This window comes from Paenibacillus sp. 7516 (assembly GCF_002272715.1).
Lineage (GTDB): Bacteria > Bacillota > Bacilli > Paenibacillales > Paenibacillaceae > Paenibacillus > Paenibacillus illinoisensis_A.
Map to the genome: position 1 here is coordinate 325,578 of NZ_NPBI01000012.1, position 15,381 is coordinate 340,958.

Consider the following 15,381-nt stretch of genomic DNA (forward strand, 5'->3'; position numbering starts at 1 on the left):
ATGAACAGAGGTGACCCTGTTGCAGTTAAAGTTAGACACCAAAGGTACGGCAAGGCCGTGGTACAGACGTAAGTTGTATTGGATTCCGGGCGTGATCGTAATGGTAACTCTATTTACTCTTTTTATCGGCGCACAGATTACACCCAAAATTCCTATTTTCTTTTTAAAAACGCTAATCAAGTTTGCTCCATCTGACTCCGATGTCGTTATGGCTGAAGGGGTAAGCCATCTGAAGGATGTCGCCTATATCGATGGGGGACGCAGCAACAGTACGATGGATATCTACTATCCGTCAGCAGCAACTGAATTGCTGCCTGTTGTCTTATGGGTGCATGGAGGCGGTTGGGTCTTGGGTGGCAAAGAAGACATAGCCGACTATGCGATGAAAGTGGCTGAGCGGGGGTTCGTGGTCGTCAGTATGAACTATGCCCTTGCACCAGATGCCACATATCCGACGCCTGTGTTCCAAACCAATCAGGCCCTGACTTATATTCAGGATCATGCCACAGAATTTAAGGGAGATCCCCATAATATTTTTCTCGCAGGCAATTCCGCGGGTGCTCAGATTGCCAGTCAGACCGCAGCAGTGGTAACGAATCAGGCCCTTGCTCAGCTCATGAATATACAACCCTCGATTGAACTAGAAGAGCTGCGAGGTGTCCTTCTATACTGTGGGCCTTATAACATGAGTACCGTTGGCGAAAGCGGGTTTCCTCTCATCCGGACATTCCTCTGGTCTTATACGGGGGTCAAAGCTTTTGAAGAATATCCCCGTCTGGATGAGATGTCGACCGTACTGCAGGTTACGCCAAACTATCCGCCTTCATTTATTACTTCAGGCAATCGTGACCCGTTAACCGGGCAATCGGTTGAACTGGCACAGACGCTGAAGCGACTGGATGTTGAAACGGAAACGCTGTTTTTTACCGCTTCTACAGAAAAGCTGGGACATGACTATCAATTTCAACTTCAGACCGATGGCGGGAAAAGGGCGCTCGAGGAGGTTGTACGATTTTTGCAGAAGCATCGTCGATGAAGCAGCTGGACTATGGTACACTCAGGTGTAAACGATGTGCAGGAGGCTATGAATGGCTGATAAAGAAGATTTGACCCGATTCGGCGTGGCATTCCCTACTCCGCTGATTGAACAGTTTGATGAATATATTGAAGAGCGGGGGTACAAAAATCGGTCCGAGGCATTTCGTGATCTGGTTCGCAAAGCATTGCTGGAGCCTTCCCGTCTGCAGTCCGAGCAGGATGTGGCAGGAACGATTGTCATGGTCTATGACCACCATATCAGCGATCTGCCGGTCCGGTTAATGGAACTGCAGCATCAGGCACATCATGACATAATCTCCAACATGCACGTACATCTGAACCATGACCAATGCCTGGAGGTTATCGCCGTAAGGGGGAACCTCGGACGCTTAAGCCATCTGCATCAACAGATTCAGGTGCAAAAAGGGGTGCTCTATGCCGAGCTCTCTGTTACATATGTGGATGAGCTGAACGAACTCGCAAACCGCCACAGCCATAATCATTACAGCGACCACCGTCATGAATGAGATGAATCAATGATGATCTTTTCCCAACAGTATGTCCCCGGAAATAGCTTAATGTCGGTTGTTATTCTATTTGTTATTTTGGAACTAAATCCCTAAATATCCGTATTAGATTTATAATATATAGAAAATAGTACTTGATAAGGATGGGATTACTTTGGTTAGGAAACAAAATGTTGTACCATTTCTGAAAAGATATTGGGTATCTTCTATTGGTGTATTTTTGTTGTCACAGATATTCTTCATTTCATCTGAAGCAACAGGATGGATACTTAATTACAGAGATACCGATGGAACAATATTCGGAAGGATTCTTAACACCTCTATTTTCACTGAATGGTTTAATTTCTATGAAACACCCCAATATAATTTACTCACTGTCTTTTTTGGTATCTTTTTTCTTGTTCCTGGTATAATAAGTGCGATTAAAAAGATCTTTTCTCGCTAAGTTTAAGAATCATCCTAAGCCTTTTGAAGCATGTACATAACTGAAGAAATTTTTTAGCTAACGGGAAACTTTAGTTGAAAAGCCATGAGTAGTCTGCGGATTAGCAGGCTGCTTATTTTTTGCGGTAACAAATGTTAGTTTTGATGCATTTTGAGTCGGTGTATTTGTCGATGCGATTGGAAATAGTCACAAAAGCAGGTTGGGAACCGCCAAAGTTTTTTACTAAACTGTGAGTCGCTCAACTAATTTAACGGCTATTTCTTCGCATGAAAGAACTTCATTACTAATTGCCCGAAGTAATAACTTTCTTCCCATCTCCACTAGAGGTATTTCAATTGTAGTAATATTCATAATTTTAGCTATTGGTTGATTGTCAAATCCTATAACTGCCAGGTCATCTGGTATTGAAATTCCCTTTTCCTTACTACATGTAACTATTCCTGCAGCTAATTGGTCGTTTGAAACTAATAAAGCTGAGGGAGGATTATTCATATTTATTAATTTTTCAACAATCTCGTGCCCATCCTCAAAATCATAATAGTCTGAGAAAATATATTCAGATTCAAATGGTTCGTTGAGCTTTTTTAAAAAATCCCTATAGGCTGATATCCTTTGCACACCGTTCGTCCCCACTTTTCTCCCTACGCAAATGCCAATCTTTCTATGACCTTTAGAATACAAATACTCTAAACCCTTGGAAAAACTTTTATAATGATTCATATATATTGAAGAAACTTTTCTGTCTCCCGTATTTTCACAAAAGATGATTGGTCCATAATCTAAATAGGTATCTATAACATTCCATTCACAAATTCTGGAACAGATAATCAAAGCGTCTATTTGCTTTTGTTTTAACATATCTAATGCTTCAATTTCCCTATTTTCTTCATAATTAGTCTGAAATAGAACCATCTTATAATTAGAATTCAATGCCTCGTCTGCAATACCCTCGACGATCAAAGCAAAAAATGGATGATTAAAAAATGGAATTGCCACACCGATAAGAAAGGTTTTTCCTTTACTTAAATGGACGGCATTTATGTTTTTTTCATATTTGCTTGTCTCAATAGCTCGTCTAACCGCTTCTATTTTTTCTAAGCTTACATACGGCTGATTATTAATTACACGGGATACGGTTGTAATTGAGACGCCGGCCATTTTTGCGATATCTCTTATGTTTGCCATTTTTTCTCCTTTCAAATTTTTCATGCTTGCTCTGAAACGGGTTCCATAATCTAAGCTTTTATCAATGTATAAAAAGTTTAGGAGGAACTTGTATGGGTCTAGTGTTGGGCATGTTGAGTTTAATCTATATGTGTGCTTGTATCTTGATTTTAGCATCATTTGCTATATCACTACATGAAAGAAAGTCGGAAACAGATAACAAAAATGACCCTTTCAGTTATTTATTTGAAGTTTACAATGAAAAATAATTACTTGAATCGTGTCAATTTATATTTACTATAAATAATTTTATGAAAAGAGGAAGAAAAATGAGCGATAAACAAGTAACTCTACATGCTTTTGAAACAGATTACATTAAAGAACTGCATCACTGGTTGAATGACTCCGTTTCTATTTCCATGGTTGGAAGAACTCCACTGAACTATGAACAAACTCTGAATCATGTGGAGAAAAAACGTCAAGACGGAGATCTTATATTAGCTATAAAAAATGAAGAAAAGCGTCTAATTGGATGGGTTATTCTTCAAAATATAGAACTTGAACATGGTAGAGCAAGTATTGGTATCTTGTTAGCTCCAGAAGCTCGTGGACAAGGTTATGGAGAACCTGCTATGAAGCAAATGCTTGACATTGGCTTTAAGCAACTACGTTTAAATAAAATTTACTTAACAACAAGAGGTGTTAATGAACAAGCTATTAGTTTGTATAAGAAAGTGGGATTTTGTGTGGAAGGGAAATTAAGGAAACATGCTTTTTTTGAGGGAGAGTTTCACGATACGTATATTATGGGGGTTATAGCGTCGGAATGGGATTGAGTTTTTTTGTTGAATTCGTATGGCTTAGGCTCTATCCTAGCTTTAGTTAAAATTTGGCCCGTCAAGCGTGAATTGTACCCCAATTGTTAGATGCCATCTAGCAATTGGGGTGGTCCGTTGAAGCTCTCGAAGCTGAATTAGAATGTTTACGCATGGAAAACGCCTTCTAAAAAAGTTGAATGCCTTCCTATGGATTAAGACTTGAATTCACGGTGGTTGCATTGCTAACAGATCGTTGTTCCGTAATTCCAGAATTCGCCTCCAAATTAAGGCTTTTGCAAAGTAACATTGCTCCGATCCCGTACGATTGTTTCCATGTTGATCTCCTGTTTTCCTTTCAGGTATTTATCAAAGAAGGCCGTCGACAATTCGTTAATATATGTCTGTACAAGTTTTGGCTCAGCACCTCTCGGCGGCAGCAATGGGGAGAATAGATAAAAGTCCGTGAAACTCATATGGTTGGCATGGTCAAAAACGACAAAGTAAGAATCCTTTCCCATAGCTGCTTTTTTTCGTCTTTGCTGGGACTCGGCCCAAAATCGCTCATAATGGTCCCGGTCATGATCGGAAGCTTCAACGGCTTGATCCAGAGATTGCGCAAACCATTCGTAGTCGATGCTTTGAGCTGCATTCATCTGCAAATACGGTTTATCGAAGCCATGCTCGGGAACGGGCTCGCCGTAAAGGACTCCGTCCATATTCAGAGCCGCTTGGATTCGAGAATCCTTCATCAGCATCTGGGCTGCTGTTGCACCACCGAATGAATGGCCGAACACCCCGATTCGCTTCATATCCACTTTTCCCGAGAGAATTCCAGACTGTGCTGACGAGGACATGGCCTCGATATGATCGAGAACAAATTTGGTGTCATCAACCCAATAGCGGGTCTTCGCTTTATAATCTTCAAAGCCCGATAAACCTTCCAATTTGAGCAGAGCCGTTGATTGATCAGGATATATAACGGCTGCCGCATCGTAAGGATGATCAATGCCGACCACGATGTACCCCTGGCTGGCCAGCTCCTCCACCTGAAATGTGTTTTGGTTACGAAAACCGGTTAGACCTGGAGAAAATAACAGCAGTGGAAAGCGTTCCTGCGCAGATGATATTCTGGCATCTGTATAAGCATGTGTTTTTACATAGCGAAGTTGAGAAAGTAAAAAAGGCGGCATAGACACGGCTTCCCGAAGACCAGATAATACAACAGGCACATTCTCAATATAATCTGCATTTGGTGCCTCCGAAGCACTTTCAGCAGGGTACCATATCTGAACCATGAGCTTCCGGTGATCACCGGGGTTGTCTGTTGCTGGTTCGCTTCTCGTTACGTCTTCCATGAAGAGCGTGGTCGTTCCTACTGGAAAGGAGCCAGTTGGTTCTGAGAAGGCAAAGACCGGCAAGATGATTGGCAAGAGGGCAGCAATGCCGGTATAGACTGCCAGGAGCAGAATGACCACAGCTTGTTTCAACCGCGTTTTTGTCTTAGAGACAGAGGCTTTTAGGATCGATTGATCTGATCTTCCAGCTCTATACGACTGTAAAGCCATTAAACCGATAATGAGAGCTGATCCGTACAGGAGAATATTTTGCCAGCGGTAGCCTTCAAGAAGGATCTGAACTCCTGCACATAACAACAAAATTACGGCACCAGTCGTTTGCAGCAGGGCCCTTTTGGGGAGACGAAGGAATGCACAAACGAAGAGCAGAATCGTATTCACAATGAGAAGTAGCATTTCAATATTTCGCATAAAGCCTCCTAAATCATGTATTGTAATTTAAAGATTACTACATGTAACTGTAAAGACCCTGTAGCCAATCTTACATGATCCTTACAAATGAATTGTAGAGAACCTCAACCGATAATAAGCATGTATAGTAATGGTAGGAGAAATTGCTAGCTTGGAGGAAAGACAGAAATGAATCATAACCCAAACCTAAACATGACACGCACGATCTTGATCGTAGACGACGAAGAAGAGATTGTGGAACTGCTGAGGATTTTCCTTGAAAAGGAGAGTTATGCTGTGAGGGAAGCCGGCAATGGGGAGGAAGCCTGGGTCCTCCTTCAGCGGGAACATATAGACCTTGCACTAATCGATATTATGATGCCTAGAATGGACGGATATCAGTTAATTAGCCGTATTCGCGAGAAGCTGAGGCTGCCAGTCATCATCGTTTCGGCCAAAACCGGGGATGTAGACAAAGTTACAGGACTTGGACTTGGCGCGGATGATTTTATAGCGAAGCCTTTCAGTCCGATTGAAGTCGTGGCGCGCATCCAAGCACAGCTGCGGAGATATTATGACCTCCTTGGCGCTCAACCGGTTGCTGAAATAAAGCCTGCGCGAAGTATATGCGGTTCATTACAGTTGGATCATGAGTCCTGCATGCTGTACCGAGAGAATCAGAGCATCGTGCTCGGGCCGCTGGAATATAAGCTGTTAAACCTGTTCATGAATGCTCCGGGACGAATCTATACCAAGAAACAAATCTATGAAGCGGTATGGAACGAGCCTTACCTTGAGGATAGCAATACCGTTATGGTACAGATCAGCAGACTTAGGGACAAGCTTGAGGATGATCCCAAGCATCCCCGCTATCTTCGGACCATTAAGGGATTGGGATACAAATTGGTCAGCCAGGAGAGCGGCGAATGAAAACACGCAGCATGCATTCAAGCCTAATGATCAATTATGTCTGGTTTACCATCATTTTTGCTTTAATCTGTTATCTGGTGTATGGCGCTATGTACGGTGCCCGGGATGAATACATGAACCGAACTTTGCCTTTGGTGGAGGCGGACAATTTGATTCGGGAGCATTGGGAGGATATTCCCTATGAAACTGTAGCGTCTTTTGGTGGTTATGTGCAGGTTCTGGATGAAAATAACCGTGTCGTTTTTTATCGGGGACGTACAGATGCAGAATATCCAAAAAGTTATACGGAAAAAGAACTGCTAAGTCTGTTCTATGAGTCTCCCGAATCGGATTATTACTCCATTGCACCTCAATTTACGAAAACGGGAGCAAAGTATCATTTGCTAGTGGCCATACCCGGAGGAATGATCATAAAGGAAAGCAGAATGGTCAGAACTGATCGAGAACAGACCGCGTATTTCGTCAAACTTATTGTGATTGGATTGGTTGTGTTTGCTGCAGCGTTTTCTCTCATTCTCTGGTTATACAGCTGGATTACCGCCAGAAAGATAACCCTCCCACTCCAAGCGGTCTCAAATAGACTGGCGGAAGTTTCAGAAGAGGAGCAAGGGGAGCACCTTCAAATCAAGGCCAATAAGGAACTGATGGAAATTCAGCTGAATTTCAACCGGATGACAACTAGGCTGAAGAAAGCACACGAGGACAAGCGGCGGCTGGAAAATGACCGTACACGCATGTTAATGGACATTTCGCACGACTTGAAGACACCCGTTACCACCATTCAGGGATATGCGGAGGTCTTGCGTTTAGGACTGGAACAGGACGAGCTTCAGCGCAAAAAATATGCGGGGCATATTCACCGAAAAGCCCTTTTTATTGGTTCTCTCGTTAATGACCTGTTGGAGCTGACCAAGCTCGAAAACGCCTCGTTCTCTTTTGAACGTGTGAGAGGTGATCTCGCGGAGATCTGCCGTACGGAAGCGGCCGATCTGTATGACTCCTTTGAGCGGAAAGGCATTCATTTGGATATTACGATTCCTGATAAGCCGGTCTTATTTCATTTTCATGAAGGCTTAATAAGAAGAATTATTCATAATTTGCTCGCGAATGCGTTAAAGTACAATACTCATGGAGCTCATGCCTCGCTTACCTTGGAAGAAAGAACGGAAGGTTTGCTTCTGACCGTGGGGGATGATGGTCCAGGGATATCGGCAGACTTACTGGAAACGGTATTCGATCCGTTTGTACGCGGAGACCGGGCTCGCCGCAATGACGGGGGGTCCGGATTGGGACTTTCCATCGTGAAAGGCTCGGTTGAGAGGCATAACGGAGTCGTCTGGGTGAATCGTAAGGCTAAGGGTACACTGATTTCCATTTACTTTCCTTTCTGAGAATGCTGGCACATTGAAATAAGCCCTAAAGCTAAAACAGTCCTATAGCTTACGGGCTTATCATTTGGCTTGATTATCTTGGTTTATTCTCTTGGCGAATTTCACCTAACCGCTGCTGCAGCTGATCCGCATGGGAGGACAGCTCAGGTTCAACGGCCATGTCTCGCAGCAATGCTTGGATCAGAAAGGCCCGCGGCACTTCCTTGTTTATCTCTTCCTCCAGTAATTTCGCCACTTGCTCTAATTCACTTTTTCTGGAATTTGGGACATACAGCTCAGGGATGATCGACTGTATGGTATGAAGCAATGAAGATATTCTTGCCGAGTTTGTTGGAACAAGGGATTTCAAATCTACCGCTTCATATTCCTTCATAAGCTCGGTTGTCAATAAAGCCTGCGGAGAGGTCTTAACCAATCCCTCAACCAAATCATCCATGCGTTCCGCGATAAATAAGGCCAGTTTCTCGATGTGGATCGGTTTGAAGGCGAATAACAGATGAAAGGTATATTCACGAACTAGACCGCTGAACAGCGAGGTCACATCCCACTTCCAATGCGAGATGGCTGAACCATACTGTCTTGACAACAGGTTCTCATAATAATTGAACATCTGAATCTGGATCTGTTGAATAAGGGTATAGACATTGTCGCTGCTCGCCGGGGGAAATTCAGTATAATCCCGGGAGATGTAATAGCCGTGACGGCTAAAAAATTGAAATAAACTTGTGATCTCAGCCAGATAGGTTTCTCGGCGGGGTAATGCAAGTTTTCGAATTCGCTCTACCTCATCCATCATATATTGCTGACGTTGCTTTAAAATGCAAATAAACAAATCTTCCTTGGATCCGAAGAACTTGTACAAGGAGCCCTTGGCGATGCTGCAATCGTCAGCGATATCCTGAATGGACGTAGCTCTGTAGCCCTTCTCCATGAAAAGACGGACGGCGGATTGGATGATCTTTTCCTTCAATAAACTCATTCTAATTCTCCTTATCACTCATTACGGATATCGGGCGTTATTCCATTCCAACCTCCTTGTATAAGTATAACCAATATACGGCGAGCAAAAAAGAAGATCCCGCTCAGGAAAATGATATTCCTTTGAATGCAATGTATGGAATGTCCGATGGAGAAAATCAGTCTGCAATCATGGCTGCAAGCAGCGCAAGCGCAGTTACCATAACGGGAGTTTTCGGATCGAAGAGAAATTTTATCGTGTAGATGTATCCTTTCTTTGCATCTCGTTCATAGTGATATTTTCTTTCATGGGTATTTGCTTTTTTTTCAGAAATAAGCCGAGCACAAGACCCAGCCCCCCAATGCATGCAGCGATCCAGAACGTATCGCTGAAGGCGGCGATTGAAGCTTCAGTCGTAGGCATTTTACCTTCCATATTGGTTGTGATCTGCGACGAAAGGTATCCCGTGAAGCCAGCAATGGCAAATGACGAAACCACCTGCTGGGAAGCACTCGTAAGCGGGGTAACCCGGCTGACCATACGAGGGGGCGTTGCATTCAATACATAAGTATTGAGTGACATCATGGACAGGCCCATACCAGAACCGAGAGCAAACAGAATAATCATAATAAAGGCTGGTTCCTGCTTCGTGCCAACCAGTGCCATCGTGCACAGTCCTCCGGCAATAAAAAGCATCCCTAATGTCAGGGGCGGCCGAACTCCAGTCCGGTCGAACCATTTACCCGCAAGCGGCATGAAGATCATGGAACCCACCGCTTGAGGCAGCAGATGCAGGCCTGTATCCAGCGGGCCGAGTTGTTTGACTTGCTGGAGGAGTAACGGGAACAACAACACGGTTCCGAATAGTGCTGTTTGCATAATCCAAGACGTCAGGATTCCGATTGTGAATGGAGCAGATCGAAATACGCGCAATTCGAGGAGAGGCTGTCGCTGTAACAAACACGAAATCACGAAAAGCACAAGCAAAACAGCACCGACGGACAAGCCTAAGAAGGCGCGTGAAGAAGCGAGACCCATACCGGCTTCACTGAAACCATACGTCAAGCAGGCAAAAGCAGCCGGTCCGAGAATCATTCCCACGATATCCAATGATGGATTCCCTTGTGCTTGGAAGGTGGGTAAGTGCTTCATTCCGATCCATATTCCCATTAATCCGATCGGTAGGTTAATCCAGAAAATCCAATGCCAGCTCACATACTCTACTAACCAGCCGGATAATACTGGTCCGAGGGCGGGAGCGAGGAGCATCGGAATGCCCAACATGCCAATAATAGATCCGCGTTTGTCCGGGGGGGCCAGGCGGTAAACCATAGCCATCCCAATGGGAGAAACCATGCCTCCCCCAAGCCCTTGAACGATCCGAAACAAAATCAATTGTCCAGGCGTCTGTGCGAATGCACAAAGAATGGAGCCAAGCGTAAAGAATGCTATGGAGCAGAGGAACACTCTCTTGGCGCCAAATTGGTCCGATAGCCATCCAGCCAAGGGGATGACTGCCGAGAGCGCCAAGGTGTAGGCGGTAACTGCCCATTGCATGGTTTGAAGTGATACTCCGAATTCGATTACCCAGGTTGGGAGAGCTACGTTGACAGCCGTGCTATCTAAGATCACCATAAATGTTCCTATGACAATCGCAAATAACGGGGGAAGGTAGGGAAGAAGCGAAATGGCACCTTCCTTGTTAGATTCATTATTCAAAGACGGATGAGACATATGCCTAAACCTGCTTTCTTTTGAAATGATCAGGATCAAGTTGAGCCGGCTTCAACCTGCTCCAAGGAGCTGAAGTCCCTATAAACCAATTAGTTTTATTAAAAACTACATGGTCATAAATCATCATAGCGTTCAGTAAGATGATGTGTCAATCCTTGAATCCAATATTAAATTTCATTTTTTTGAACAATAAGTTCTTTACAAAACTAGTTAGTCACACTAATATAATTGTTGAGTTTCAACCGTAAATGCTCGTATACAACTAGAAAGTTATGGATGATCAGAAAGAAGGAACGCACATGAAGAACAATAATCTAGATCCCGTCTCCCTGTCTCATTTCGACGGATTGTATAATTTCAGGGATTTTGGAGGTTATGCTACAACCGATGGAAAAAGAGTAAGAAAGGGCATACTATTCCGTTCGGATGAATTGTCGAAACTTTCGAAAGGAGACATGGCAAGGTTCGACCAGCTTGGTCTGCAATTGATCTGTGATTTGAGGACAGAAGCAGAGCAAAAGTCAAACAAAAGCCGTATGCTGAACAAGGGAACACCAATTGTAAATTTGACCCTGCAGGATCAGAGTCAGGCATTTACGGGCCTTGAGTTTATGAATCATCTGATCATTCATGGAGATGGGCTTGATTTCGAGAAAACGATGAAGGACATGTATCGTCATATGGGGACGAGCGCTCAGTCAACGCTTAAAGAGCTATTTAGTTTGCTTGCTAAAGAAGGAAATCTTCCTGTTCTTATTCACTGTACTGGGGGAAAGGACCGTACCGGATTTTTGGCTGCAATCATTCAGCTTCTTCTAAATGTTCCGTACGAAAACGTAATGAAAGATTACTTATATTCCAATGTACGGATCGGGCCACGTATGAAAAAAGCAGAAAAAATGATTCGTCTGATGAGTTTATATCGTGTGCCTTCTGAAAGAATCAAGCCTATGCTGGAGGTGAGGCGTAATTATCTAGATGATGTGCTTCAGGATATTCTCGGCAGACATGAGAACATAGAACATTATTTGAAGCAAGAATGCGATATTCCCGAAAGCCACATCGTACGTTTCAAGGCGTTTGCGCTTGAGAATGCTTAAAATCGAAAAGACATGTTCTTGTATAAACTTGTCAGACATAATCCAATGTCACTATTCTTCTTTTAAAAATTGGAGTTATACGGAATAGGAGGTAGACAACTTGCCAAGGATATCTTTCTCCAGTACAGGTGACACCCCGTTTCAGCAATTGTTGGGTCACAATGTACAGATTCTAAAGAACTGGAACAAACTTGAACAAGCTTTCTATCAAGATGTTGAATTAGAGGCCGATTTAAAAGAACAAGTTCGCCGCACGCTCGCATTCGGTAATGGATGTAAGTACTGTCAGGCTAAAGGAAAGGCCTTATTGAATCAAAAAGATTCAAAGATCAGCCTTGCGGTGGGCTTTGCCGAGCTGTTTCTGAACCATCGTTCGTCAATTAATCAGGCGACATTTGATGTGTTGAGACAAGAGTTTTCAGAGACGGAGATTGCCGAGCTTTGTTCGTTCATTTGCTTCACCACAGCATCCCAAATGTTTGGGGCGATCATGGATTTACAGCCTGAATAATGGTCTCTTATTCAATCTAAAATGAACCTGGAGGAAAAGAGTAATGAAAGTAACTACAAAGAAAACGTTATCTAGACTTGTGAAAACTAGTATTGCAGCAGCGATATTCTTATCGTCAGCTTCTGCATTTTATGAGATTGGCTTAGGCCATGTATCAGCCGCATCAGCAGTTAATCATACATCTATAAATCTGAAACCGTTTTGGACCAAAACGGTAGGAAATCCGAATAAAATAAATACTAGAGCCACATTGTTTAAGAATGATCTCTATTATACCGTTGGCAATACGTATATCGCGTTTGACGCTCTTGCTGGCAAGACACGCTGGACAGTTCAAGCTTCGGCAGTATCCCAGACGGTAACGGATGGTCAATCGGTATGGTTTACGGATGCAAAGGGACAACTCCTGAAGCTGAATGCCAAATCAGGCAAGCTGCAATGGAAAGTCCAAACGCAAGTAAGCCCCAAAAAGGGGGAACGTTATTCGAACTTCAGCCTGCATCTTGCCGATGGAGTGATCTATGTCGGGGATGAATACGGATTGACGGCATACCATGCTTCCAACGGAAAGGTGAAGTGGAAAACAAAAAGTAACAATCAAGGATTCAACCTTCTTCAAACCGGAGATATGCTTGTGGTGTCTACTACCATCTCAGGTGCGTTGACGACGAGTGGATTACAAGGAATTGAGGCAAAGAGTGGCAAAGTAAAATGGACACTAACCGATGGAAATCATCAGGATATTCTTTTTTCAGACGGCCAAACGTTATATTCTCGCGATGAATCAAGCGGCATTGACGCTGGCTATGCTGCAAATATTGACGAAATTCGTTTAAGCAATGGAACCGTAAAGGCCACCCGGTCGTATATCCCGGTAGATTTTGTGGAAATGCAAAGTGCATCCGATGTTGTTTCGGATGGAGACTACTTTTATGTCATTGGAAAGTATGATGACCAACAAAAGCAAGCCGTGATTTCACGTTTTCCAGTGGATGGCCGTTCCGATGACGAACCTGATAAAACTTACACCTTTGATGCTCCAGTAGTGGATTGGTCATTCGCAAACCGTGATGGTGTTGCATATATCAGTTTGAATAATGGAAAACAGATCGCTTTAGATACGGATAGTGGTAAAACTTTAGCTTCTGTACATTACAAAGGAAATCCATTATCAACTATCGTTGGACAAGACGTGTTAATCGTCCAACACGGTGCCAATTTTAGTGGTGTAAAGGTAACATCGTCGGCCAGTAGACCCTGATGTATAATTCAAGCTTCTTCTGTGATGGGTCCACAATGATACTTTTATTGAAATTAACAGTGGAGAATCAACTTAAAATGAAATGAATCTAATGGGAAACGATAGCTCAATACAACCGAAAGCAGCTGATCAGAGTGATCGGCTGCTTTTGTTTAACTAACGGAGAGAATGTCATAATAATATGAATAACAAATATCATTGTTACTCGAAGTTCTCAATCACGATTTTACCTGTCATACGTCCCTCTTCCAGTATGGCATGGGCTTTACGCAAATTGGCTGCATTGATGGGAGAGAGGATCTGGGCAACCGTAGTTCGTAAGCGTCCCTCATCGATCATACGAGAAACTTCGTTTAACAGGTTGTGCTGTTCAATCATATCCGTAGTCTGGAATAATGGTCTGGTGAACATCAGCTCCCAGGCAAAAGTGACGCTTTTGTTTTTCAGTAAGGTCAGATCGAGCATCTCATCCGTCTCCACAATAGAGCAGATTTTCCCTTGGGGAGCAATGGCCTCAGCCATATTGACCCAATGCTTCTCCGTACTGTTCAAGCAGAAAATATAGTCAACATATTCTAAACCTAGTGCTTTGAGCTGTGGGAGAAATGCTTCGTAATGGTTGATGATGTGATCAGCTCCCATGTTTTTGGCCCACTCAGCAGATTCCGGACGGGAAGCTGTGCCGATGACAGTTAAACCAGCGTGTTTGGCCAGTTGTGTCGCAATAGAACTAACACCACCCGCAGCCCCTATGATTAAAATGGTTTTACCTTCGTTGCGTTCGGTGGCAGCAGACACACCCAAACGATCAAATAATCCTTCCCAAGCGGTGATAGCGGTTAACGGCAGAGCGGCTGCATGCGCAAATTCCAGTGTTGCTGGTTTAAAACCGACGATTCTCTCATCAACGAGGTGAAGCTCGCTATTCCCACCAGGACGGTCAATGCTGCCGGCATAGTACACTTCATCGCCGGGTTTGAACAGTGAAGATTCCGGTCCGGCTTGTTCAACGACACCTGCAACATCCCAACCGAGAACCTTTGGCGTGTTTTCGGTCCGATTTTTGGGAGCGCGGACTTTAACGTCGACGGGATTAACAGAAATGGCTTTGACTCGGATCAGCAAGTCTCTCCCTGTAGGTTCAGGTACATCCATCATAACGTCCAGCAAGCTCTCAGGATGCTCAACGGGTAAATACTTCAGCAAGCCGATGGCTTTCATTTGTTGGTTTGACATTGTCGTTTCCTCCTTGAATGTACATTACTTATTGCTTTCTGGTTGTAATATAACGTATATTAACTATCGTGAATAGTACACACAATAGTGTGATGTAGTATCAATTTATATACTGTTAAAAGAGGAGGACTAATACATGCGTGACCGCAAATCGGGATATGGCCAATGCCCGAATGAAGAAGGTTGTCCCGTCGAGTATACGTTGGATGTCATTGGCGGCAAGTGGAAGGGTGTACTTTTGTATCATATGATTGAAGGCCCTGTACGATTTAACGAGTTTCGCAGAATATGTCCGACCATTACGCAGAGAATGCTGACGCTACAGCTTCGAGAGCTTGAAGAAGACGGGGTCGTGCATCGTGAGGTGTACCCACAAGTTCCTCCCAAAGTGGAATACTCGCTATCGGAATTCGGACGCACATTAGTGCCGATCATTATGGAAATGAAAATCTGGGGAGAAAAACACAAAAATTTATCAAGTGCTGCTTCTAGGCAGACTAGTTCATTGAACTAACGGGTAACG

At 43.6% G+C, this 15,381-nt stretch carries 16 protein-coding genes; 11 read left to right on the top strand and 5 right to left on the bottom strand.

The annotated features are described in order from the left end of the window. The first annotated feature begins 19 nt into the window (after nt 1-19). The 3 genes from CHI14_RS12665 to CHI14_RS12675 all read left to right on the top strand — a co-directional run bounded on the left by CHI14_RS12665 (nt 20) and on the right by CHI14_RS12675 (nt 2,010). Nucleotides 20-1,036 carry an alpha/beta hydrolase gene (locus CHI14_RS12665; RefSeq protein ID WP_095288796.1) on the top strand — a complete coding sequence of 339 codons (1,017 nt, stop codon included), beginning with the start codon at nt 20-22 and terminating at the stop codon, nt 1,034-1,036. Between the two features lie 52 nt (nt 1,037-1,088). Further along, on the top strand, nt 1,089-1,565 hold the full coding sequence (nikR, locus tag CHI14_RS12670; protein WP_095288797.1) for a nickel-responsive transcriptional regulator NikR: 477 nt from the start codon (nt 1,089-1,091) through the stop codon (nt 1,563-1,565). Nucleotides 1,566-1,719: 154 nt separating this feature from the next. After that, entirely contained in the window at nt 1,720-2,010 is a 291-nt protein-coding gene (locus tag CHI14_RS12675) for a YfzA family protein (protein ID WP_095288798.1), read from the top strand. 222 nt (nt 2,011-2,232) lie between these two features. Here CHI14_RS12675 and CHI14_RS12680 read toward each other — a convergent pair whose 3' ends face one another. Then, the gene (locus CHI14_RS12680; RefSeq protein WP_095288799.1) at nt 2,233-3,195 is read right to left on the bottom strand and encodes a LacI family DNA-binding transcriptional regulator; all 963 of its coding nucleotides are present in this window, start codon (nt 3,193-3,195) and stop codon (nt 2,233-2,235) included. A 308-nt stretch (nt 3,196-3,503) separates the two neighbouring features. On the opposite strand from CHI14_RS12680, the gene CHI14_RS12685 reads away from it, so the two are divergent. Continuing rightward, nucleotides 3,504-4,010: a GNAT family N-acetyltransferase gene (locus CHI14_RS12685; RefSeq protein WP_095288800.1), complete on the top strand. Its 507-nt coding sequence runs from the start codon at nt 3,504-3,506 to the stop codon at nt 4,008-4,010. A 266-nt stretch (nt 4,011-4,276) separates the two neighbouring features. On the opposite strand, the gene CHI14_RS12690 is transcribed toward CHI14_RS12685, so the two are convergent. After that, nucleotides 4,277-5,758 carry an alpha/beta hydrolase family protein gene (locus tag CHI14_RS12690; RefSeq protein ID WP_095288801.1) on the bottom strand — a complete coding sequence of 494 codons (1,482 nt, stop codon included), beginning with the start codon at nt 5,756-5,758 and terminating at the stop codon, nt 4,277-4,279. Between the two features lie 192 nt (nt 5,759-5,950). Between CHI14_RS12690 and CHI14_RS12695 the strand changes: the two genes are divergently transcribed. Both CHI14_RS12695 and CHI14_RS12700 read left to right on the top strand, forming a co-directional pair. Next, nucleotides 5,951-6,667: a response regulator transcription factor gene (locus CHI14_RS12695; protein ID WP_095289104.1), complete on the top strand. Its 717-nt coding sequence runs from the start codon at nt 5,951-5,953 to the stop codon at nt 6,665-6,667. After that, nucleotides 6,664-8,058, top strand: a complete 1,395-nt coding sequence (locus tag CHI14_RS12700; protein WP_095288802.1) for a sensor histidine kinase — start codon at nt 6,664-6,666, stop codon at nt 8,056-8,058. The genes CHI14_RS12695 and CHI14_RS12700 overlap by 4 nt, the downstream gene beginning before the upstream one ends. A gap of 73 nt (nt 8,059-8,131) precedes the next feature. Here CHI14_RS12700 and CHI14_RS12705 read toward each other — a convergent pair whose 3' ends face one another. Continuing rightward, entirely contained in the window at nt 8,132-9,037 is a 906-nt protein-coding gene (locus CHI14_RS12705) for a TetR/AcrR family transcriptional regulator (RefSeq protein WP_095288803.1), read from the bottom strand. Between the two features lie 56 nt (nt 9,038-9,093). Between CHI14_RS12705 and CHI14_RS30000 the strand changes: the two genes are divergently transcribed. Then, the gene (locus CHI14_RS30000) at nt 9,094-9,279 is read left to right on the top strand and encodes a hypothetical protein (protein ID WP_170948116.1); all 186 of its coding nucleotides are present in this window, start codon (nt 9,094-9,096) and stop codon (nt 9,277-9,279) included. On the opposite strand, the gene CHI14_RS12710 is transcribed toward CHI14_RS30000, so the two are convergent. Next, nucleotides 9,269-10,735, bottom strand: a complete 1,467-nt coding sequence (locus tag CHI14_RS12710; RefSeq protein ID WP_249281087.1) for an MDR family MFS transporter — start codon at nt 10,733-10,735, stop codon at nt 9,269-9,271. The genes CHI14_RS30000 and CHI14_RS12710 overlap by 11 nt on opposite strands. 314 nt (nt 10,736-11,049) lie before the next feature. Between CHI14_RS12710 and CHI14_RS12715 the strand changes: the two genes are divergently transcribed. The 3 genes from CHI14_RS12715 to CHI14_RS12725 all read left to right on the top strand — a co-directional run bounded on the left by CHI14_RS12715 (nt 11,050) and on the right by CHI14_RS12725 (nt 13,622). Further along, nucleotides 11,050-11,850, top strand: a complete 801-nt coding sequence (locus tag CHI14_RS12715; RefSeq protein ID WP_095288805.1) for a tyrosine-protein phosphatase — start codon at nt 11,050-11,052, stop codon at nt 11,848-11,850. Nucleotides 11,851-11,950: 100 nt separating this feature from the next. Continuing rightward, a complete protein-coding gene (locus CHI14_RS12720) occupies nt 11,951-12,361 on the top strand; it encodes a carboxymuconolactone decarboxylase family protein (RefSeq protein ID WP_095288806.1) in 411 nt (136 codons plus the stop codon). A gap of 43 nt (nt 12,362-12,404) precedes the next feature. Continuing rightward, nucleotides 12,405-13,622, top strand: coding sequence for an outer membrane protein assembly factor BamB family protein (locus CHI14_RS12725; protein ID WP_095288807.1), 1,218 nt, complete (start codon nt 12,405-12,407; stop codon nt 13,620-13,622). A 201-nt stretch (nt 13,623-13,823) separates the two neighbouring features. Here CHI14_RS12725 and CHI14_RS12730 read toward each other — a convergent pair whose 3' ends face one another. Then, the gene (locus CHI14_RS12730; protein ID WP_095288808.1) at nt 13,824-14,858 is read right to left on the bottom strand and encodes a zinc-binding alcohol dehydrogenase family protein; all 1,035 of its coding nucleotides are present in this window, start codon (nt 14,856-14,858) and stop codon (nt 13,824-13,826) included. Between the two features lie 136 nt (nt 14,859-14,994). Between CHI14_RS12730 and CHI14_RS12735 the strand changes: the two genes are divergently transcribed. Then, on the top strand, nt 14,995-15,372 hold the full coding sequence (locus CHI14_RS12735; protein ID WP_095288809.1) for a winged helix-turn-helix transcriptional regulator: 378 nt from the start codon (nt 14,995-14,997) through the stop codon (nt 15,370-15,372). Nucleotides 15,373-15,381: the final 9 nt, after the last annotated feature.